The 19105-nt window shown below is 72.9% G+C and carries 15 protein-coding genes; 7 read left to right on the forward strand and 8 right to left on the reverse strand.

What is annotated here, in order from left to right:
- Positions 1–15 precede the first annotated feature (15 nt).
- The 5 genes from F7Q99_RS22970 to F7Q99_RS22990 form a co-directional block, all read right to left on the reverse strand.
- Entirely contained in the window at positions 16–960 is a 945-nt protein-coding gene (locus F7Q99_RS22970; RefSeq protein ID WP_153464356.1) for an ABC transporter substrate-binding protein, read from the reverse strand.
- Between the two features lie 47 nt (positions 961–1007).
- Entirely contained in the window at positions 1008–1685 is a 678-nt protein-coding gene (locus tag F7Q99_RS22975; protein ID WP_326847004.1) for an ABC transporter permease, read from the reverse strand.
- The gene (locus tag F7Q99_RS22980) at positions 1682–2350 is read right to left on the reverse strand and encodes an ABC transporter permease (protein WP_326847005.1); all 669 of its coding nucleotides are present in this window, start codon (positions 2348–2350) and stop codon (positions 1682–1684) included. Before F7Q99_RS22980 ends, F7Q99_RS22975 begins: the two co-directional genes overlap by 4 nt.
- The gene (locus F7Q99_RS22985; protein WP_326847006.1) at positions 2340–3419 is read right to left on the reverse strand and encodes an ABC transporter ATP-binding protein; all 1080 of its coding nucleotides are present in this window, start codon (positions 3417–3419) and stop codon (positions 2340–2342) included. The genes F7Q99_RS22980 and F7Q99_RS22985 overlap by 11 nt, the downstream gene beginning before the upstream one ends.
- 568 nt (positions 3420–3987) lie before the next feature.
- Positions 3988–7125, reverse strand: coding sequence for a hypothetical protein (locus F7Q99_RS22990; RefSeq protein WP_153464360.1), 3138 nt, complete (start codon positions 7123–7125; stop codon positions 3988–3990).
- 424 nt (positions 7126–7549) lie between these two features.
- On the opposite strand from F7Q99_RS22990, the gene F7Q99_RS22995 reads away from it, so the two are divergent.
- The 4 genes from F7Q99_RS22995 (at position 7550) to F7Q99_RS23010 (ending at position 12483) form a co-directional block, all read left to right on the forward strand.
- The gene (locus F7Q99_RS22995; protein ID WP_153464362.1) at positions 7550–8392 is read left to right on the forward strand and encodes a nitrilase-related carbon-nitrogen hydrolase; all 843 of its coding nucleotides are present in this window, start codon (positions 7550–7552) and stop codon (positions 8390–8392) included.
- A gap of 11 nt (positions 8393–8403) precedes the next feature.
- Positions 8404–9834 (forward strand): dihydropyrimidinase, encoded by a 1431-nt coding sequence (gene hydA, locus F7Q99_RS23000; RefSeq protein ID WP_153464364.1) that lies wholly within the window; start codon positions 8404–8406, stop codon positions 9832–9834.
- A 48-nt stretch (positions 9835–9882) separates the two neighbouring features.
- The gene (locus tag F7Q99_RS23005; protein WP_153464366.1) at positions 9883–10896 is read left to right on the forward strand and encodes a TIGR03842 family LLM class F420-dependent oxidoreductase; all 1014 of its coding nucleotides are present in this window, start codon (positions 9883–9885) and stop codon (positions 10894–10896) included.
- Between the two features lie 72 nt (positions 10897–10968).
- Positions 10969–12483 (forward strand): NCS1 family nucleobase:cation symporter-1, encoded by a 1515-nt coding sequence (locus tag F7Q99_RS23010; protein WP_153464368.1) that lies wholly within the window; start codon positions 10969–10971, stop codon positions 12481–12483.
- Between the two features lie 110 nt (positions 12484–12593).
- Here F7Q99_RS23010 and F7Q99_RS23015 read toward each other — a convergent pair whose 3' ends face one another.
- Positions 12594–13832: a glycosyltransferase gene (locus F7Q99_RS23015; RefSeq protein WP_153464370.1), complete on the reverse strand. Its 1239-nt coding sequence runs from the start codon at positions 13830–13832 to the stop codon at positions 12594–12596.
- 157 nt (positions 13833–13989) lie between these two features.
- Here F7Q99_RS23015 and F7Q99_RS23020 point away from each other — a divergent pair, with 157 nt between their 5' ends.
- Positions 13990–14256: a GlsB/YeaQ/YmgE family stress response membrane protein gene (locus tag F7Q99_RS23020; protein WP_153464372.1), complete on the forward strand. Its 267-nt coding sequence runs from the start codon at positions 13990–13992 to the stop codon at positions 14254–14256.
- A 56-nt stretch (positions 14257–14312) separates the two neighbouring features.
- On the opposite strand, the gene F7Q99_RS23025 is transcribed toward F7Q99_RS23020, so the two are convergent.
- Both F7Q99_RS23025 and F7Q99_RS23030 read right to left on the reverse strand, forming a co-directional pair.
- Positions 14313–15230 (reverse strand): ADP-ribosylglycohydrolase family protein, encoded by a 918-nt coding sequence (locus F7Q99_RS23025; RefSeq protein ID WP_153464374.1) that lies wholly within the window; start codon positions 15228–15230, stop codon positions 14313–14315.
- Positions 15231–15388: 158 nt separating this feature from the next.
- On the reverse strand, positions 15389–15976 hold the full coding sequence (locus tag F7Q99_RS23030) for a TetR family transcriptional regulator (RefSeq protein ID WP_326847007.1): 588 nt from the start codon (positions 15974–15976) through the stop codon (positions 15389–15391).
- Between the two features lie 437 nt (positions 15977–16413).
- Between F7Q99_RS23030 and F7Q99_RS23035 the strand changes: the two genes are divergently transcribed.
- Positions 16414–17073 (forward strand): response regulator, encoded by a 660-nt coding sequence (locus F7Q99_RS23035; protein ID WP_153464376.1) that lies wholly within the window; start codon positions 16414–16416, stop codon positions 17071–17073.
- Positions 17074–17690: 617 nt separating this feature from the next.
- Entirely contained in the window at positions 17691–19028 is a 1338-nt protein-coding gene (locus F7Q99_RS23040; RefSeq protein ID WP_230210296.1) for a M20/M25/M40 family metallo-hydrolase, read from the forward strand.
- The last annotated feature ends 77 nt before the right edge of the window (positions 19029–19105 follow it).

Below are 19105 nucleotides of genomic sequence, written 5' to 3' on the forward strand. Positions count from 1 at the left end.
CGAGGCCGCTGGATGTCAGCCGAGCCCGTTGGACTTCAGCCAGTCCTTGGCCACCGCCGACGGGTCCTCCTTGTCGACCGCGACGCGCTTCATCAGCGCCGTCAGCCCAGCCGTGTCGAGCTTGGCCGACACCGCGTTGAGCGCGGCGGTCGCGGTGGTGCTCAGGCCGGCCTTGTTGACCAGCGGGGTGACGTTCTGCGCGCCGAACACGTTCTTCGGGTCGGCGAGCGGGACGAGCTTCAGCTGGACGATCTTCGGGTCGGTGGTGAACACGTTGCCGACCTGGACGGTGCCGTCCTTGAGCGCGTTGGCCGTGGTGTCGCCCGTGGGCTTCCACTCCTTGAAGGACAGCCCGTAGGCGTCCTTGAACTGCTGCTCGCGGCGGGACTTGAACTCCGGCGGCCCGCCGATGGCGATCTCGCCCGCCTTGGCGGCGAGGTCGGCCATGCTCTTGAGGCCGTACTTGTCGGCTGTCTCCTGGGTGACGCTGAGCGAGTCCTTGTCCTCGGCGGGGGAGGAGTCCAGTATCCCGAGCGAGGCGGGCAGCGCCTTCGACAGCGCCGCGTTCACGTCCTCCTTGGTGACGGCGGTGGACTTGGCGTCCAGGTAGGCGAGCAGCGCGCCGTTGTACTCGGGCAGGACGGTGAGGTTCCCGCTCTGCAGCTGCCCGTACAGCACCTCGCGGCTGCCGATGTTGAACTTCTCCTCGACCTTGACGCCCTTGGCCTTGAGTGCCAGCGAGTAGATCGAGCCGAGCAGCACGTTCTCCGGGAAGTTCGCCGAGCCGACGACGACGGTCGAGTCCGCCCCGCCGCTACCCGGGGAGCCGGCAGCCGGTGAGCCCGCCGCCGAGGAGGAGCCGCCGCCGAGCGGGTCCCCGCCGGAGGAGCCGCAGGCGGTGGCGCCGAGGGCAAGTGCGGCAAGGGTGCCGAGGGCAGCGGCGCGCCTGGTTTTGCGCATTGTCGACATGATGACAGATGTCCTTCCGGGATGGTGAAAAGGGAGGTTCAGCGGGCCCGGCGCCGGGCGCGCACACCGGGTGGTAGCGCGTACCGGGCGAGCAGGGCGAAGAACAGCTGGGCGCCGATCGCGAGCAGCACCACGAGCACCGCGCCGCCCGCGGTCACCGCGTACTTGCGGGTGGCCAGCCCGTCGAAGACGTACCGGCCCAGACCGCCGAGCCCGACGTACGCGGCCACCGTGGCGGTGGCGATCACCTGGACGGTCGCGGTGCGCAGGCCCGCCAGCAGGGTCGGCGCCGCGGACGGCAGGCAGACCTGCCACAGCACCTGCGGGTGCGTCAGCCCGATGCCGCGCGCCGCGTCCCGCACGTCCGGGTCGGTGCCGCGCACCCCTTCGACGGCCGCCACCAGGAGCGGTGGCGCGGCGAGCGCGACGAGCGGGATCAGCACCGCCGTGTCGCCGACCCCGGCGAGCAGCACCGCCAGCGTGACAAGCCCCAGGGTGGGCAGCGCGCGGGCGAAGCCGGCGACGGCCGTGACGGTCGTGACGCCGCGCCCGGTGTAGCCGATCAGCAGCCCGAGCGGGATGGCGAGCAGCGCCGCGAACAGCAGCGCCTCGCCGGAGAACAGCAGGTGCTCGGTGACCCGCTGCGCGATCGAGTCCGGCCCGCTGCGGTGGTCCGGGTCGGAGAGGAAGTCGCCCATCCAGGAGAGCCAGTTCACCGGCCCGCTCCCTTCTCCCGGACGGCCCACGGCGCGAGCAGCCGCCGGGCCCCGACCAACAGCAGGTCGACGGCCAGTGCGAGCGCGGCAATCAGCGCGATGCCGGCCACGATCGGGGTCGGGAAGGTGCGCTGGAACCCGTCCATGAACAGGTAGCCGAGCCCGCCGCGCCCGACCAGCGCGCCGACGCTCGCCAGCGAGATGCTGGACACCGCGGCGACCCTCAGCCCGGCGATCAGGTACGGCACGGCGGCGGGTAGTTCGACAGTGGTCAGCCGGCGCCACGGCCCGTAGCCCATCGCGGTGGCGGCCTGCCGGACGGCGTCCGGCACGGCGCGCAGCCCGTCGACGGTGGTGGGCAGCAGGACGGCGAGCGCGTAGAAGGTGAGCGGGATCATCACGGTGGCCTGGGTGGCGAGCCCGGTGTACGGGATGAGCAGCATGAAGACGGCCACCGCGGGCAGCGCGTAGACGATGTTGAAGACGGCGGCGAGCGGCTGGTAGAGCCGGGGGAAGCGGGCGGAGGCCAGGCCCATGGGGACGGCCAGCAGCAGGCCGATGAGCACCGGCAGCAGGGCGATCACCGCGTGGTCGGCGAGCAGGTTGCCGAGGTAGCCGACGTGGTCGCCGATCCAGTACCAGCGGACGATCGGTTCATCGTCCACCGGTGGCTCCGTCCGTGGTGCTGCCCGGCTCGTCGCCGGGGACGGCCAGGGCGGCGAGGACGGCCTCGCGGCTCGCGGTGCCGATGGCCCGGCCGTCGGCGTCCAGGGCGACGGCGACCCCGGCGGGAGAGAGGACGGCGGCGTCCAGCGCGGTGCGCAGGGTGTCGGTGTCGGGCCGGTAGCCGGAGGCCGGGTGGAGTTCGGCGGTGACGGCGTCGCGGTCGATCCAGCCGATCGGGAGGTGGTCGTCGTCCAGCGTCAACTCCCAGCCGCCGTAGCGCAGTCCGTCGCTCACCGGGCGGGCGTCGACGGCGCTCGCGGGGCGCAGGCCGAGGCCGCGCAGGCCGCGGTCGCGGCCGAGGAAGGCGGCCACGTCGTCGTCGGCGGGGGCGGTGAGCAGGGTGTGCGGGTCGGCGAGCTGGGCGATCCGGCCCTGCGCGCGCAGGACGACGACCTGGTCGCCGAGCCGGACGGCCTCCTCGATGTCGTGGGTGACGAACAGCACCGTCTTGTGCAGCTCGGACTGGAGGCGCAGCAGCTCGTCCTGGAGCCCGGCGCGCACCACGGGGTCGACGGCGCTGAACGGCTCGTCCATCAGCAGCACGGGCGGGTCGGCGGCCAGGGCGCGGGCCACGCCGACGCGCTGCTGCTGGCCGCCGGAGAGCTGGAACGGATAGCGCTTTCCGGTCTCGGGCGCGAGCCCGACCAGTTCGAGCAGCTCGGCGGCCCGGGCGCGGGCCTTCCTGCGGTCCCAGCCTAGTAGGTAGGGGACGGTGGCGATGTTGTCGATCACCTTGCGGTGCGGGAAGAGCCCGGCCTGCTGGATCACGTACCCGATGCCGCGGCGCAGCTTGGCGGGTTCCAGCTCGGCGACGTCCGTGCCGTCCAGCAGCACCCGGCCCGAGGAGGGCTCGACCATCCGGTTGACCATGCGCAGGAGGGTGGTCTTGCCGCACCCGGACGGTCCGACCAGGACGGTTATCCGTCCGCTCGGAACGTCCAGGTCGAGGCCCTCGACGGCGATGGTGCCGTCGGGGTGGCGCTTGCCGGCGCCGTCGAATCTGATCACAGGGAGTTTCCTCGGTCGGGCGCCCCGTGGCGGCGGCGCCTGTGTCGGTCTTTCGGTCCATGGCTGTGTGTTGATGGCGGTTTGTCGACAAAACGATGGCGGTGGCCTGGACCACGGTGACGTCTGTCGGATCAACTGCCCGGGCGTCCCTCCGCCCGCGTGGCTGCCCAGCATCGGACCGGCGGAAACTCTGATCAGACTATGACCTGCATCATCTCCTGTCGCTGATTTACCGTCCGGCACACGACACGGGCCGCGCCGAGCGGGCTCGCACAGGATAGAACGGCCCGCTCAGTCGCCTTGACGCATCGCCAGCCCGGTCGCCGCCCAGCCGGCGAACCAGCGGTCCGGGTCCGTCGCCCGTAACCCGGTGCAGGACCGCGGGCGCGGGTTGCGGGCTGCGCCCGCCGGGACGCGGCGGATCAACAGGCCCTGGTCCGTCCGCCTGGTGACCGCTCCTCCGGCTCGTCGAGGGCGACGGTCAACGCGTCGCGCGAGCCGCCGTGGTCGTGCGATCCGGTCGCCCGGCCGGGCAGCAGAACTCTGCCGGGCAGGCGGCCCTGACCGGTCAGCCCTCGGCCGGGCGCCGCGGGGCCGGGGGAGCCGCCGCGGACGACGCCGGACGCGCGCCGTCCGGCGGCTGCGCGGGCACGGGACCGGCACCGCCCGCACCACCGTCGCCCACCCGGCGCCGCCCGGCCAGGGCCGCCTCGATCACCGGCGCCGCCTGCTCGCCCAGGTAGCGGCCGAGTGTCTGGTAGGCGTCGAACTGCCGGTGGTCGAACCACTGGTCGCTGGTGCCGTCGTTCGGGAACGCCGCGTTGGCCACCGCGTACGAGTGCAGCTCGTACGGCATGCCGGCGGTGAGGACGGCCTGGACGACGACCAGCGTGCCGTGCCGGCCGTCGGCCTCGTCCGCCGTGCCGCCCGGCAGGCCGTCGAGCGGTGCCGGGTAGTGGATGTCCCCGGTGATCACCGCCCGGGCCGAGAGCCGCGCGGACAGCTGCGCCGCCAGCCCGCGCAGCGGCGGCCGCTCGCCGTCCCGCTCCTTGCGGACGGCGGCGGGCTGCTCGGCGGCACTGCCCGGGATCAGCAGCTCGGGCTCGTGCAGCGTGATGACGATGCCCAACTCCTCGCGGGCCAGGGCGATCGCGGCGGCGAGGTCGGCGGCGTACGCGGACTCACCGCTGGCGTCGATGCAGACCGCCGTGCGCACGCCGTGCCGCAGCAGCTCGACCAGGCCGAGGTTCTCGTAGTGGCCGCCGTCCGTGGTCAGCAGGAAGCGGTCGTCCATCGGGAACCGCCCGGTCAGCTCCCGCAGTTGGTACGGCAGCCGGCGAACGGCCGGCTGCGTCGGGCGGCGCCAGTCCGATGTGCCGGACCAAGCGGCGCCCAGCACGGCCGGGTTGGGCAGCCAGGTGCCGAGCCGGGCGTTGGTGACCGCGAAAAGGCCTTGGTAGACCCTCGATTGACGACCCATCGCCGAGGAGAACGCGGCACCGGAGACGGCCATCGCCGACTGTACGGTGAGATCCCGGGCGACGTGCAGCCGGGTGCGCCGCTCCAGCAGGTCGGTGCGCGCGTAGCCGACGTCCGGACCGCCCACGTAGTCGTGCGACAGCGTGAAGGAGACCGCCCGCCGCCCCGGAGGCGTACGGGCGTCGCCGGACAGGTTGGCCGCCGCGGAGAAGATCACCTGCGGGAAGTCCGGGTGCCGGGCGGCATAGTGGCTGAGCCACGTCTGCTCCCGGAAGAAGTCGTACGGACGGGCCACCACCGCGCCGCCCTCGGCGACCCGGCGGACCGCGAACGCCGAGGCCAGCCGCAGTCGGTAGAACGGGTGCAGGCTCATCCATGTCTGGTCCAGGTTGAGCCCGACCGCGCCCAGCACCAGCGGGAGCAGCACCTGGACGGACGTCGGCCACGCGTACCCGGTGGCGACCGCCCAGCCCAGCGCGAGCAGCGTCCCCGCCGACAGCGCGGCCAGCGCCGCCCACGCCACCACGTACTGCGGGAGGTTGGCGGTGAGACTGCCACCGATCCGGCCCGCCCCGCGCAGCGCCCCGGCGACGGCGGACGCGCCCCGGCGGATCGTCCGGCGGTCGCGCCAGAGTATGCCGAGCAGCAGCGCCAGGTAGCTGAGCACGACGGTGAGACTGAGCCCGGCGCCCGTCAGCTGCGGGCCCGCCGCCAGCGCCTGCTGGAGCTCGACCGCGCCCCACGCCAGCCCCGGCACCACCAGCACCCCGGCCGCCAGCAGACCTGCCAGCACCAGGGCGCCGTGGAACAGCCGGCGGAGCATGCGCGGCACCAGGGCGTCCCAGCCGAGCGGCGGGAACGCCAACAGCCAGAGCAACCAGCACACGGCGGCGGTGGCCAGCAGCGCGGCCAGGGCGACGAGGGCGGGCGCGCGGAACTCCAGCGCGCCCGGCGAACCGGCACCGCCGTCGCCACCGGTGCCGCCCGCAGTCAGACCGATCGCCGCCAGGCCGTCCAGGCGGGTGAGCGGCACGAGGTGGTAGAACCGGCTGAGCCCGAGGCCGAGCACCAGGACGGCGGCGAGCAGCAGGGTGAACGCCGAGATGACGCCGCGCAGCAGCGTCCCGAGGGCGACCAGCCACTCGCCCGCGCCGTCGGCGATGAACTTGCTGTGTCGGCGGAGGTGGTCCTCCTCCGGTGAGCCGGGCTCCAGCACGGTGTCGGCCGTCAGGCCCGAGACGGCGCGCACCGGGCTGCCGGGCGCGGAGTCGCTGAGCGCGAGCTGCATCGCGCCGACGGCGTAGCCGCCGCCGGAGACGGAGACCAGGTAGCGGGCGCGTTTCAGCCACGGCCGCAGCGACTGGAGCGCGCCGAGGGTGACGCAGGCCGAGCGGATGCCGCCGCCCGAGGCGCAGAAGCCGAGTTCGGCGGGTTCGCGCCCCGGCGGCACCCGGGCACCGTCGCGCCAGCGGGTGTGATGGGTGTCGGGATCGCCCTCTCCCGGGCCGGGCGGCCAGTGCCCGCCGTTCGCGGTGGCCACCGGCCAGGGCGGGATCAGCGCGGGCCGGTCGGGGGACCCGTCGCCCTCGGCCACGGGCGGGCGGGCCCGGAGCCCGCGAACGGCGCGGGCGGCGGTGACGGCGAGGACGCCCGCCGCGATCGGCCCGGCGGACAGCAACAGCAGCCACCTGATGGTGGCGAGCGCCGTCGCGGCGGCGAACGGCGCGTCGGAGCCGTGTGGCGACGCGAGGCCGTCGACCTCGCTCGCGAGCAGCGCGTCCGCCGCGAGGCCGCAGCAGGCTGCGAGCAGCCCGGCGCCACCGGCGGCGAGTGCGGTGAGCCGCCAGCGCGCCCGGCCGAGCACGTACCCGCCGAGCAGGGCGGCGGCCGACAGTGTCAGGGCGGCGCCGCCGGTCAGCCAGGCGTCGGCCCGCAGTGCGGCCAGGTGCTCCTCGCCCCGCCCGCCGACCAAGCCCGCGGCGGCCACCCGGGACCCGGCCAGCTGGAGCGCCACCCCCTCGACGTTCGGAGCAAGGTGACGGAACAGCAATCCGCCCGTTCCCACGGGCAGCAGGGCGCCGAGCGTGAGCAGCAGGCCCGCCCACGCCGGTACGGCGGGCCGACGGACGGCAGGATCGGTGCGCCGAGCCCATGTCAGCAGCCGATTGAGGCCACGCTCGGGCGGTGCCTTGAGGGCCGCCGTCCTTTGAGCCGTCGTCGCCGTCATGTCCACCACCCCCTGTCCGGGCCCGCGACCCGGGCGATGTCGCTCTGCGCTGCCGCCCGGTGACCGTCCGCGGCGGCGTCCACGCGCCCTTTACCCCGCGGGGCCCGATCCCGCACACCGAACGCCCTGTTTCACTCGAATGAGTAAGGAGCGCACTCGCGGGGTAGATGACCGTTTCATCCCATCCAGGAGGACCCGCGTGTCCGCGTAACAGGATCGCCCCGGACGCGTTGCGTCCAACGTATTGTCAGGCCACCAAGGCCCGGCCTACGGTCTACAGATCGCTTTCTACGCACGTAGACAGTGCGTGCGTGGACCAGCACCGCCGACCAGCCTGTAGACCCGCAGGCGAGATCCACCCCGTCAACCATCGGACCGCCGACCCGACCCCCAACGGCCGGGCCGCGGAGTTGCGGAGGTACCCATGTCGCAGATCGTCCGTGCCGCGCTCGTCCAGACCCGCTGGACCGGCGACCAGGAGAGCATGATCGCCCTCCACGAGCGGTACGCCCGAGAGGCCGCCGCCCAGGGCGCGAAGATCATCGGCTTCCAGGAGGTCTTCAACTCCCCCTACTTCTGCCAGGTCCAGGAGCCCGAGCACTACCGCTGGGCCGAGCCCGTCCCCGACGGTCCCACCGTCCGCCGGATGCAGGACCTCGCGCGCGAACTCGGCCTCGTCATCGTCGTCCCGGTCTACGAGGAGGAACAGACCGGGATCTACTACAACACCGCCGCCGTCATCGACGCCGACGGCAGCTACCTCGGCAAGTACCGCAAGCACCACATCCCGCAGGTCAAGGGCTTCTGGGAGAAGTACTACTTCAAGCCCGGCAACCTCGGCTGGCCGGTCTTCGACACCGCCGTCGGCCGGGTCGGCGTCTACATCTGCTACGACCGCCACTTCCCCGAGGGCTGGCGCGCCCTCGGCCTCGCCGGCGCCCAGATCGTCTACAACCCCTCCGCCACCAGCCGGGGTCTCTCCGCCTACCTATGGCAGCTCGAACAGCCCGCCGCCGCCGTCGCCAACGAGTACTTCATCGCCGCCATCAACCGCGTCGGCACCGAGGAGTACGGCGACAACGACTTCTACGGCACCTCCTACTTCGTCGACCCGCGCGGCCAGTTCGTCGGCGACGTCGCCTCCGACAAGGAGGAGGAACTCGTCGTCCGCGACCTCGACCTCGGCCTGATCGAGGAGGTCCGCCAGCAGTGGGCGTTCTACCGCGACCGCCGCCCCGACGCCTACGGGCCGCTCGGCGAGGCGTGAGGAGCACCCCGATGACCACCCGCGACCCGAACGCGCGCACCGTCATCCGCGGCGGCCTCGTCATCACCGCCGCCGACGAACTCCACGCCGACGTCCTCATCGAGGGCGAACGCGTCGCCGCCCTCGCCACCACGGGCAGCGCCGCCGCCGAGGCCTGGACCGCCGACACCGTCATCGACGCCACCGGCCACTACGTCATCCCCGGCGGCGTCGACGCGCACACCCACATGGAACTGCCCTTCGGCGGCACCGCGGCCTCCGACACCTTCGAGACCGGCACCCGCGCCGCCGCGTGGGGCGGCACCACCACGATCGTCGACTTCGCCGTCCAGCCCGTCGGCGCGTCCCTGCGCGAGGGCCTGGACGCCTGGCACGCCAAGGCCGACGGCAACTGCGCCATCGACTACGCCTTCCACACCATCGTCTCCGACGTGAACGACGGCGTCCTCAAGGAGATGGACGCGCTCGTCGACTCCGGCGAATCCACCTCCTTCAAGCTGTTCATGGCCTACCCCGGCGTCTTCTACAGCGACGACGGCCGCATCCTGCGCGCCATGCAGCGCGGCGCCGCCAACGGCGGGCTGATCATGATGCACGCCGAGAACGGCATCGCCATCGACGTCCTCGTCGAACAGGCCCTCGCCGCCGGGCACACCGCCCCCCGCTACCACGGCGAGGTCCGCCGGGAACTCCTCGAAGCCGAGGCCACCCACCGCGCCATCAAACTCGCCCAGGTGGCCGGCAGCCCGCTCTACGTCGTCCACGTCTCCGCCGCCTCCGCCCTCGCCGAACTCGCCCAGGCCCGCGACGCAGGCCTCAACGTTTTCGGCGAGACCTGCCCGCAGTACCTGTTCCTCTCCACCGACAACCTCGCCGAGACCGGCGCCGACGGCTTCGAGGGCGCCAAGTACGTGTGCAGCACGCCGCTTCGGCCGCGCGAGCACCAGGCGGCGCTGTGGCGCGGACTGCGGGCCAACGACCTCCAGGTCGTCTCCACCGACCACTGCCCGTTCTGTTTCGCCGGCCAGAAGGAGCTCGGCCGCGGCGACTTCTCGAAGATCCCCAACGGCCTGCCCGGCGTGGAGAACCGGATGGACCTGCTCCACCAGGCCGTCGTCGACGGACACATCACCCGCCGCCGCTGGATCGAGATCGCCTGCACCACACCGGCCCGGATGTTCGGCCTGCACCCGCGCAAGGGCACCATCACGCCAGGCGCGGACGCCGACATCGTCGTCTACGACCCCACCGCGGTGCAGACCGTCTCCGCCGCCACCCACCACATGAACGTCGACTACTCGGCCTACGAGGGACGCCAACTCGCAGGTCGTGCGCGGACGGTGCTTTCGCGCGGCACCGTCGTCCTCGACGACGGCACCTGGCTCGGCCGGGCCGGACACGGCGCCTTCCAGCGGCGCGACACCTGCCAGTACCTCACCTGACGGCTACAGACCAGCCTCCGCCACGCCTCACTCTCCCCGGAGCCACTCATGGACATCGGCCTCGTCCTGCAGACCGACCCGCCCGCCCGCCTGCTCATCGACCGGATGATCCGCGCCGAACAGGCCGGATTCAGCTACGGCTGGACCTTCGACTCCTGCGTCCTGTGGCAGGAGCCCTTCGTCATCTACAGCCGCATCCTCGCCGAGACGCAGCGCCTGACCGTCGGCCCGATGGTCACCAACCCCTCCACCCGCACCTGGGAGGTCACCGCCTCCCTGTTCGCCACCCTCAACGACATGTACGGCAACCGCACCGTCTGCGGCATCGGCCGCGGTGACTCCGCCATGCGCGTCGCCGGACGCCACCCCGCCACGCTCGACCGGCTCTCCCAAGCCATGCGCGTCATCAAGGAGTTGGCCGAGGGGCGCACCGTCGAGGTCGACGGCACCGAGATGCACCTGCCCTGGGTGCGCCCCGGAGGTTCGCTGCCGGTCTGGATGGGCGCGTACGGGCCGAAGGCGCTGGCACTGACGGGCCATCAAGCTGATGGTTTCATCCTTCAGTTGGCCGATCCGTACCTCACCGAGTTCATGATCAAGGCGGTACGCTCCGCCGCCGCCGAAGCCGGCCGGGACCCGGAGGCCCTCACCATCTGCGTCGCCGCCCCCGCCTACGTCACCGCCGACGACTCGCCCGCCGCACTCGCCCACGCCCGCGAGCAGTGCCGCTGGTTCGGCGGCATGGTCGGCAACCACGTCGCCGACCTGGTCAGCCACTACGGCGAGCACTCGGACCTCGTCCCCGACGCCCTCACCGACTACATCAAGGGCCGCCAGGGCTATGACTACAGCCACCACGGCCGGGCCGGGAACCCCGACACCACCTTCGTCCCGGACGGGATCGTCGACCGCTTCTGCCTCATCGGGCCCGCGGACGCGCAACTCGCCCGCCTCGAACAGCTCCGCTCGCTCGGCGTCGACCAGTTCGCCGTCTACGCCATGCACGACGCCGTCGAGACCACCATCGACGCCTACGGAGCCGACGTCATCCCGCACCTGTGATCGTGCGTCATCGATCGCGCGTCAATCGATCGCACGTCATCGTTCGTGTTCGTGACAGACGGGAGCGTGCCCATGGCCGACACCACGACCACCGACGGCAGACAGCGGCAGCACCCTGACGGCCGGGTCGAACTCGACCCGGCCTCGGGGGAGTTGCCCCCCAACGGATTCACCAACGACGACCTGCGGCCCGTCCCGGTGGAGCGGCGCACCTGGACCACCTACAACTTCCTCGCGCTCTGGGTCGGCATGGCCCACAACATCCCGTCCTGGACGCTCGCCTCGGGCCTCGTCGCGCTCGGCATGGACTGGAAACAGGCCGTGCTCACCATTGCCCTGGCCAACCTGATCGTGCTCGTGCCGATGCTGCTCACCGGCCATGCCGGCACCAAGTACGGGATCCCGTTCCCGGTGTTCGCCCGCGCCTCCTTCGGGCTGCGCGGCGCCAACCTGCCCGCCCTGGTGCGGGCGGCCGTGGCGTGCGCCTGGTTCGGCATCCAGACATGGATCGGAGGCGAGGGCATCTTCCTCCTCGCGGGCAAGCTGCTCGGCGAATCCTGGCGCACGGCAGGGGAGATCGGCGGCTACCCGTGGACACAGTGGCTGTCGTTCCTGGTCTTCTGGCTGATCGAGATGGCCATCATCGCCCGGGGGATGGAGACACTGCGGCGCTTCGAGAACTGGGCCGCGCCGTTCGTCATCGTCGGCGCGCTCGCGCTGCTCGTGTGGATGACCGTCAAGGCGGGCGGCTTCGGTCCGCTGCTCGACCAGCCGTCCAAGCTGGGCTGGGGCGAAAGCTTCTGGAAGGTCTTCTTCCCGGCACTGATGGGCATGATCGGGTTCTGGTCCACCCTCTCGCTCAACATCCCCGACTTCACCCGCTTCGGCGGCAGCCAGCGCGCCCAGATCCGCGGACAGGCGCTCGGCCTGCCGACGACGATGACGCTGTTCGCACTGCTGTCCGTGCTGGTCACGTCCGGCTCGCAGGCCGTCTACGGCAAGCCGGTGTGGGACCCGATCCAGCTCGCCGCGAAGATGGAGAGTACGGTCGGCATCCTGTTCGCGCTGTTCACCGTCTTGGTCGCGACGCTGTCGGTGAACATCGCCGCCAACGTCGTCTCGCCGGCGTACGACCTCGCCAACCTGTTGCCCAGGCTCGTCAACTTCCGTACGGGGGCGCTTGTTACGGGTGTGGTCGGGATCGCGATCTTCCCGTGGAAGCTGATCTCCGACCCACACGTGTACATCTTCACCTGGCTGGGCGTGGTCGGCGGGCTGCTCGGCACGGTCGCCGGGGTCCTCATCGCCGACTACTGGGTGCTGCGGCGCACCCGGCTCCAACTCGCCGAGCTGTACCGGCCGGGCGGGGCGTACTGGTACCGGGGCGGGTGGAACTGGCGGGCCGTGGCGGCGCTGGTGGCCGGCGGCGTGCTCGCGGTCGGCGGCTCGTACGGCGGACCCTTTCCGGCGGGCGGGCTGCTGCCGGCGCTCAAGCCGCTGGCCGACTACGGGTGGGCGGTCGGGTTCGGGGTGGCGTTCGTGCTGTATGCGGCGCTCGGCTGGGGGAGACGGGCGGGGGCGGACTGACGGGGAACAACTGACAGCTGACAGATTTCGAAATCTGTTATCTGTCGGCTGTCAGTTGTCATTCGCCGCCAGGCATCCGTGAGGCCCGCGACCCTGGATCCGCGGGGCGTTCAGCCCACGAGCCGGTCGATCGCGCCGAGGACCTTCGCGGTGCCGTCCTCGGCGGCCAGGGTGGCGGCCACCGATGCGGCGCGGTCGCGGTAGCGGGGGTCGTCGAGGGCCTGGCGGATCGCGGTGGCCAGGCGGTCGGCAGTGAGGCCGCGGAGTGGGACCGGGCCCGGGGAGACACCGAGGCTGGCCAGGCGGGCGGACCAGAACGGGGCGTCCAGCTGGGCGGGCACCGGGATGGCGGGCGTGCCGCTGCGGAGGGCGGCCGCGGTGGTGCCCGCGCCCGCGTGGTGGACCACGGCGGCCACGCGCGGGAAGAGCCACTCGTGCGGGACGTCGCCGATGGTGAGGACGTCATCGGTGTCCCCGGCGACGAGCCCGCTCCAGCCCGATTGGAGGATGGCGCGCACCCGGGCGGCCCGGACGGCCGTGAGGACGGTGGCGGTGAGCCGTTCGGGGTCTGGCACGACGAGACTGCCGAAGCCGACGAAGACCGGCGGCGGTCCGGCGGCGAGGAAGTCCAGCAGCCGGGCCGGCGGTTGCCACTGCGGCTCGTGGGGCGGCCACCAGTACCCGGCGACGTCCAGGTTCGGGTGCCAGTCGGCCGGACGCGGGATGACGGCGGCCGAGAACCCGTGCAGGACCGGGTGGTTGCGCCGGGCGTGGGCGATGCGGCGCGGCGGCAGGCCGAGGCGGCGGCGCAGCGCGCGGACGGCGGGTGCGAACAGCTGGTCGGCGGCGGCCTGTACGGCTCGGCCGGCGAGCAGGTTGCCGGGGCCGCCGAGGGAGCGTGTGCCGGTGACGGCGGGCGCGAACTCGCGGGTGGGCGCGAGCGGTTGGAGGAACAGCCCCATGCTGGGGATGCCCGCGGCCTCGGCGGCGACCTGGCCGAGTGCGGTGGTGGTGCTCGTGGTGAGCAGGAGGTCGGTGCCTAGCGCGGTGGCGTCGGCGATGCCGTCCCCGAGCGCGGGCATGAACCGCCGTCCCAGGCGGATGACTTGGAGCACCACGCCTGGTCCGCCTCCAGCCTCGAGGAGGCGTTGTCCGTGGGTGGAGGCGAGTTCGGAGCGCGGGTCGACCGGCAGCGGGCGGAATTCGAGCCCGGCGGCGCGGATCGAGTCGGCGAAGGTGGTGTGGGTGGCGACGGCCACCTGATGGCCGGCCGCCCGGAGGCGGGTGCCGAGGCCGGTGAAGGGGGCCACGTCGCCCCGGGATCCGGCGGCGGCGAGCAGGATGTGCATGGCCGCAGTATCCCCATGGCCGGGCGCTGCGGTGAGGGTGCCACGCCCGGCGGCGGTCCTGGGTCGCTCCTCCGTGGCGGCCGGAACCGGTGGGCGGGAGCCGGCGTCCTTCGAGGCAGGGCGGACGGGGTCGTCGCGCCGATGACAGGAGAGACGTATGAGCATCATCGCGTGGATCGTGCTGGGCCTGATAGCGGGGGCCCTGGCCAAGCTGCTGCTGCCGGGGAAGGACCCGGGCGGCCTGATCGTGACCACCCTGATCGGCATCGCCGGGTCGTTCATCGGTGGCTGGATCTCCTCGCATTTCCTGCACCGGCCGGTGACGGCGCACTTCTTCGACCTGGCCACCTGGGGGTCGGCGATCGGTGGCGCGCTGGTGCTGCTGATCGTCTACCGGCTGCTGTTCGGCAACTCCCGGCGCTGAGGCGGCCCGAGGCCGGCCGAAGGCTCCTCGGGCCGCGCGGGACCGGTTCGGTCCGCTCAGAGCGCCGTCGACACCTCGCCGACCCAGTCGGGCAGGTCCTCGCGGGCTGCCAGCCAGGGCGCCGGAACGCCGGCGAGTCCGGTCCGGGCAGCGACCACACCGGCGGCGATGGCGCAGGTGGTGTCCTTGTCGCCCCAGCCCTCCAGGGTGTGCCACAGGGCGTCGGGCAGCGAGTCCAGGTGCCCGGCGGCGGACCAGAGCGCGAACGGGACGGTGTCCGGGGCGGACAGCAACAGGCCCGATCCGAGCACGTTCGAGGCCTGCCGGACGCTGGTGTGCTCGGGCAGCCGGGCGGCGATCCGCAGGCCGGACCGGACGTCGCCGTCCGACAGCCGTCCGGCGACCTCGGTCAGCAACTCGGCCCGGGTCGGCGGGGTTTCGCCCCGACTGCGGGCGGCGAGTGCCGCCGCGAGGGCGACGGCCACCGCACCGGCGACCGCCTCGGGGTGGAAGTGCGTGGTGAGTGCCTGGAGTTCGGCCTGCCGGGCGACCGCGTCCAGGTCGTCCGCGAACCAGGCGCCGAGCGGGGCGACTCGCATGGCCGTGCCGTTGCCGTACGAGCCCTGACCGCCGAACTGGCCCGAGGTGACGGCCCGCCAGTCCTCGCCGCGGCCGATCTCGCGCAGCACCCGGTGCATCGACGGGCCGTACTTGCGCCCGTACTCGGCGGTGTACTCCTCGGCGAACTCCCGGGCCAGCACGTCCTGCCGGACCTCGCCGTGGGTGTGCAGGTGGCGGACGAGGACGAGCGCCATCGCGGTGTCGTCCGTCCAGTGCCAGGGCGCGGGGCGGATTTGGCGGGTGGCCAGGGCGGCGGGCGCCTCGTCCAACCGGACCGAGAACCATCGGTCGCCGAAAGCGTCGCCGAGGGCGAGCCCTTGCAGGCTGTCCAGGACGGTACCGGCCGCGCGCATGTCATCCTCCAAGTGAGACCAACTGTGCGCAGCAGTCTGCCGGGCGACCGGCCCGGCCGGCGACCGGATTTTTGCTCCGATGTCGGCGCCGGCGTTTCAACGTGGGCTGTCCGGCGAACGGTTGGGCCGCGGAGCAGTGATCGGCGGCCGGCCGGCCGTCACTTGGCGCGCAGGCCGTTGAGGATGAGGGTCCACACGGCCTCGAAGCGCTCGTCCACCTGCGGGTCGGACCACTCGGACGCGTACGCCGGGTGGTGGAAGTGCGCGGTCGCATCGAAGACGGCCCGGGCCGTCGTGAGGATGTGGGCGAGCTTGAAGTCCTTCTTCTCCATGCCGTCCTGGACGATCTGGGCGATCTGGTCGACCAGGGTGTCGATGTTCGCCCCGACCGTTCGGCTGTTCTCCTCGACCAGCGTCCGGTAGGTCGCGAACAGCTCCGGGTCGTCGAGTGCCTTCTTCCGCTTGGCCGCGAACAGCGTCACCAGCCAGCGGTGCAGCCGCTCCTCGGCCGGGCCGGGCTCGGTGGAGATGAACGCGAGCTGGAAGTGCGCCTGGTCGAGCCAGCGCTGGGTGACCGCCTCGCGCAGGGCGGCCTTGCTCGGGAAGTGTCGGTAGACGCTGCTGTGGCTGACGCCGAGGGTCCGGGCGACGTCCACGACGGTGGCCTTGGCCGGGCCGAACCGCCGGAGGGCATCTTCCGCCGCGGTCAGGATCTGCTCGGCGGTGAGAGTGGTGTCCGTCGTCACGGGATGTACGTCCTTCCGGTTCTTCGCCTGCTGCGGGGGCGGCGGGCGGCGGTGCGGTCAGGGGTCGGTGCGGCGCCGAGTGGAGACAGTCGGGTGGCCCGGATGTAACTGTGGCACGACAGCAAACAGATTTCAAAATCTGTTTGCTGTCGCCTGTCATCTGAAATCTGTCAGCCGTGAGCTGTTGCCTGCCGCCGCCAAGTCCAGGTCTCCGATGGCCGTGAGAACGGGGCGGTGCCCCGTCGCGTTCCCCTAGCATCGAGCCGGAGAGGCGGTGGGGAACTCGGGAGGGGACGGGGGCGGGCGATGCGTACAGTCCTCGGCGGCCGTCCAGCCGGGAGCCAACGGACAACGTCCCGGCCTGGACAAGGAAGTGCAGACCCCGAGCCCGCCCTGAGCCCGGCCGTCACCCTGAACCTGCTGCCGAAGGACGCCCGATGATCCGCACGATGGTGGTCGACGACGACGCGCCCATGCGTCTCGCCCTCGTCGACCTGCTCGCCCGGGACCCGGCCCTCACCGTCGTCGCCGAGGCCGTCGACGGGCTCCAGGCCGTCGAACTGGCCGGCAGCATGCCGATCGACGTCGTGCTGATGGACATCCGGATGCCCCGCCTCGACGGCATCGCCGCCACCCGCCGGCTGCGCGAACTGCCCGACGCCCCACGCGTCATCGCGCTCACCACCGCCGACCTCGACGAGTGCGCCTACCGCGCGCTGGCCGCGGGCGCCGACGGCTTCCTGCTCAAGGACGCCCCTCCGGCCGAGATCGCGCGGGCCGTCCAGATCGTCGCCGGCGGCCGGAGCATGCTGCACCCGGTCGCCGCCCGCCGCCTCATCGACCGCTACCACCGCACCGGTGCGCCAAGGTCGGTCGCCGCCCGCAGTCGGGTCGCCGGGCTCACCCCGCGCGAGACCGACGTGCTGCGCGAACTCACCGACGGGCTCTCCAACGCCGAGATCGCGGGCGTCCTCGGGATGCGCGAGTGCACCGTCAAGGCGCACGTCAGCCGGATCCTCATCGCGCTCGGCGTCGGCAGCCGGGTCCAGGCCGCGTTGCTCGCGCGCGACGCCGGGCTGGTCCAGGACGGAGTCTGATCTCGGCGCGTAGCGACCCGGGGGCGGTTCGCGGGGAACGGTTCGGTGACCGGGAACGACCGCGGTGGCTCCGGCCGCGACCTGTCTCGTGCCGCGCGTTGAGCTGGTGTCACCCATCCGGCGTGGAAATGCTGCTGCTTGGCGGTTTGCGCTGCCGAACCCGGGCGGTGGGTCCATGGTGGAGATGGGTGCGATCCGGCGACCGCGCCCGCGCGCCGATCCAGGCCCGCGCGCCGTGCGCCCGCCGCCGTTCCCCGACGGGTGCCCGAGGCTGGGCCCGGCCCGGCACGCTGGGAGCAGGGCCACCTCGCAGGAAACCGAACGGTTCTTCTAGGCTCACATCTCGGCTTCCCTGTGGGGGCGCGCCCAGTGCGCCCACCGCAACGAAGCCGCCGTCCACGGGGTTCCGGGCTGACCGGGGCCACCGGATCGAGCGAGGAGGACGCAATGCCAAGCATGCCGCCCAGCCGTTCCACCGCACTTGGGCCAGACGGGCCGTCCCGACTGATCGCCCACCATCCCGGCCGCCCGGCGCGGCCCGGCCGGGTTCGGCACCCCGGATGGACCGGCCGGCCGGTGCGGCCGCTGAATACCGGCGGCGGCCGCGGAGGCGAGCGTTGAGTCCCCAGATCGTCGGGTCGCCGCGTGCCACAGCAGCCGCCACCACCACAGCGGTCGCGACCCCCACCGCCACCTCCGGAGCGGCTGCGGCCGCGACCGTGCCTGCCGCCACCGACGGTGAAGCCCTCGTCGGCGCCACCGCCCAACTCGCGGCCACCGCGGCGCTTCCCGGCCTCCCGCAGGCTCTCAGCACCCGCGCGCGGGCTCTCGCCGGCGCCGTCCGGCGTCGCTGCGCCGACCTGGCCCGGATCGAGTCGCCGAGCGGTGACGCTCCCCGACTCGACGCCCTCGCCGAGGAGTTGGCCGCCGGCTTCCGCGCCACCGGCGCCACCGCCCGGCGCGAACCCGGCCCGGCCGGCGACCACCTCGTCCTGGAGTGGGAGGGGCAGGACGAGACCCTGCCACACCTCCTCATCGTCGGCCACCACGACACCGTCTGGCCCGCCGGCACCCTCGCCGACTGGCCCGTCAGCGTGCAGGACGGCACCCTCACCGGCCCGGGCGTCGTCGACATGAAGGGTGGACTCGCCGTCCTGGAGGGCGCGTTCGCGATGCTCGCCGACCTCGGGCAGCGCCCCCACCGCACCGTCCGGGTGGTCGTCGTGTCGGACGAGGAGGTCGGCAGCCCGGACGGGCGGCGCCTGGTGGAGCGCCAACTGCGCGGCGCCGCGGCCGTCCTGGGACTCGAACCGCCGCACCCCGACGGTCGGCTGAAGACCGCCCGGCGCGGCAGCACCCGGGTGCGGCTCACCGTCACCGGCCGCGAGGCCCACGCGGGCAACGACGCCCACGACGGGGTGTCCGCCGTCGACGAACTCGTCGACCAGCTCGTCGTCGTCCGCGGACTCGCCGGCCAACCCGGCACGGAGCTCAACGCGGGGCGGATCAGCGGAGGTTCGCGGGCCAACGTCGTCGCCGGCCGGGCCGAGGCCGAACTCGGACTGCGCTTCGCAACGGTGGAGGCGCAGCGCCGCACGCTCGACAACCTGGCCCGGCTCAGCGCGCTGCGGCCGGGGGCGCGGGTGCGCACGGAGGTGCTGTCCAGCCGTCCGGCGTGGCCCGAGCGTTCCGGCAACCCGCTGTTGCGGCACGTTCGTTCGCTGGCGGCGGTGCTGGGGCAGCAGCTGGACGGCGGCCCCGCGGGCGGAGCGGGGGACACAAACCTCCCGGGCTCCCGCGGGCTCCCGACGCTGGACGGCTTCGGCGCGGTCGGCGCCGGGGCACACGCCCGGGACGAGCACATCCGGCTCGATCAGCTCGCTCCCCGGATCGCCCTGCTGGCGGCGCTCCTCGCCGTACCGCTGCCGAGGCTGCGCGACCGTACGGAGGGCTGACGGGTAGCAGCCGATGAAACAAGCGGCTGGCAGGTGACAGCCGACGGATAACAGATAACAGATGACAGCGAACAGAT

Origin of the sequence: Streptomyces kaniharaensis (genome assembly GCF_009569385.1) — a bacterium.
Taxonomy (GTDB): domain Bacteria; phylum Actinomycetota; class Actinomycetes; order Streptomycetales; family Streptomycetaceae; genus Kitasatospora; species Kitasatospora kaniharaensis.

Coding starts and splice junctions, on each gene's coding strand:
- F7Q99_RS22970 (WP_153464356.1), bottom strand. CDS start 960: ATGCGCAAAACCAGGCGCGCCGCTGCCCTCGGCACCCTTGCCGCACTT.
- F7Q99_RS22990 (WP_153464360.1), bottom strand. CDS start 7,125: ATGACGGCGACGACGGCTCAAAGGACGGCGGCCCTCAAGGCACCGCCC.
- F7Q99_RS22995 (WP_153464362.1), top strand. CDS start 7,550: ATGTCGCAGATCGTCCGTGCCGCGCTCGTCCAGACCCGCTGGACCGGC.
- hydA (WP_153464364.1), top strand. CDS start 8,404: ATGACCACCCGCGACCCGAACGCGCGCACCGTCATCCGCGGCGGCCTC.
- F7Q99_RS23005 (WP_153464366.1), top strand. CDS start 9,883: ATGGACATCGGCCTCGTCCTGCAGACCGACCCGCCCGCCCGCCTGCTC.
- F7Q99_RS23010 (WP_153464368.1), top strand. CDS start 10,969: ATGGCCGACACCACGACCACCGACGGCAGACAGCGGCAGCACCCTGAC.
- F7Q99_RS23015 (WP_153464370.1), bottom strand. CDS start 13,832: ATGCACATCCTGCTCGCCGCCGCCGGATCCCGGGGCGACGTGGCCCCC.
- F7Q99_RS23020 (WP_153464372.1), top strand. CDS start 13,990: ATGAGCATCATCGCGTGGATCGTGCTGGGCCTGATAGCGGGGGCCCTG.
- F7Q99_RS23025 (WP_153464374.1), bottom strand. CDS start 15,230: ATGCGCGCGGCCGGTACCGTCCTGGACAGCCTGCAAGGGCTCGCCCTC.
- F7Q99_RS23035 (WP_153464376.1), top strand. CDS start 16,414: ATGATCCGCACGATGGTGGTCGACGACGACGCGCCCATGCGTCTCGCC.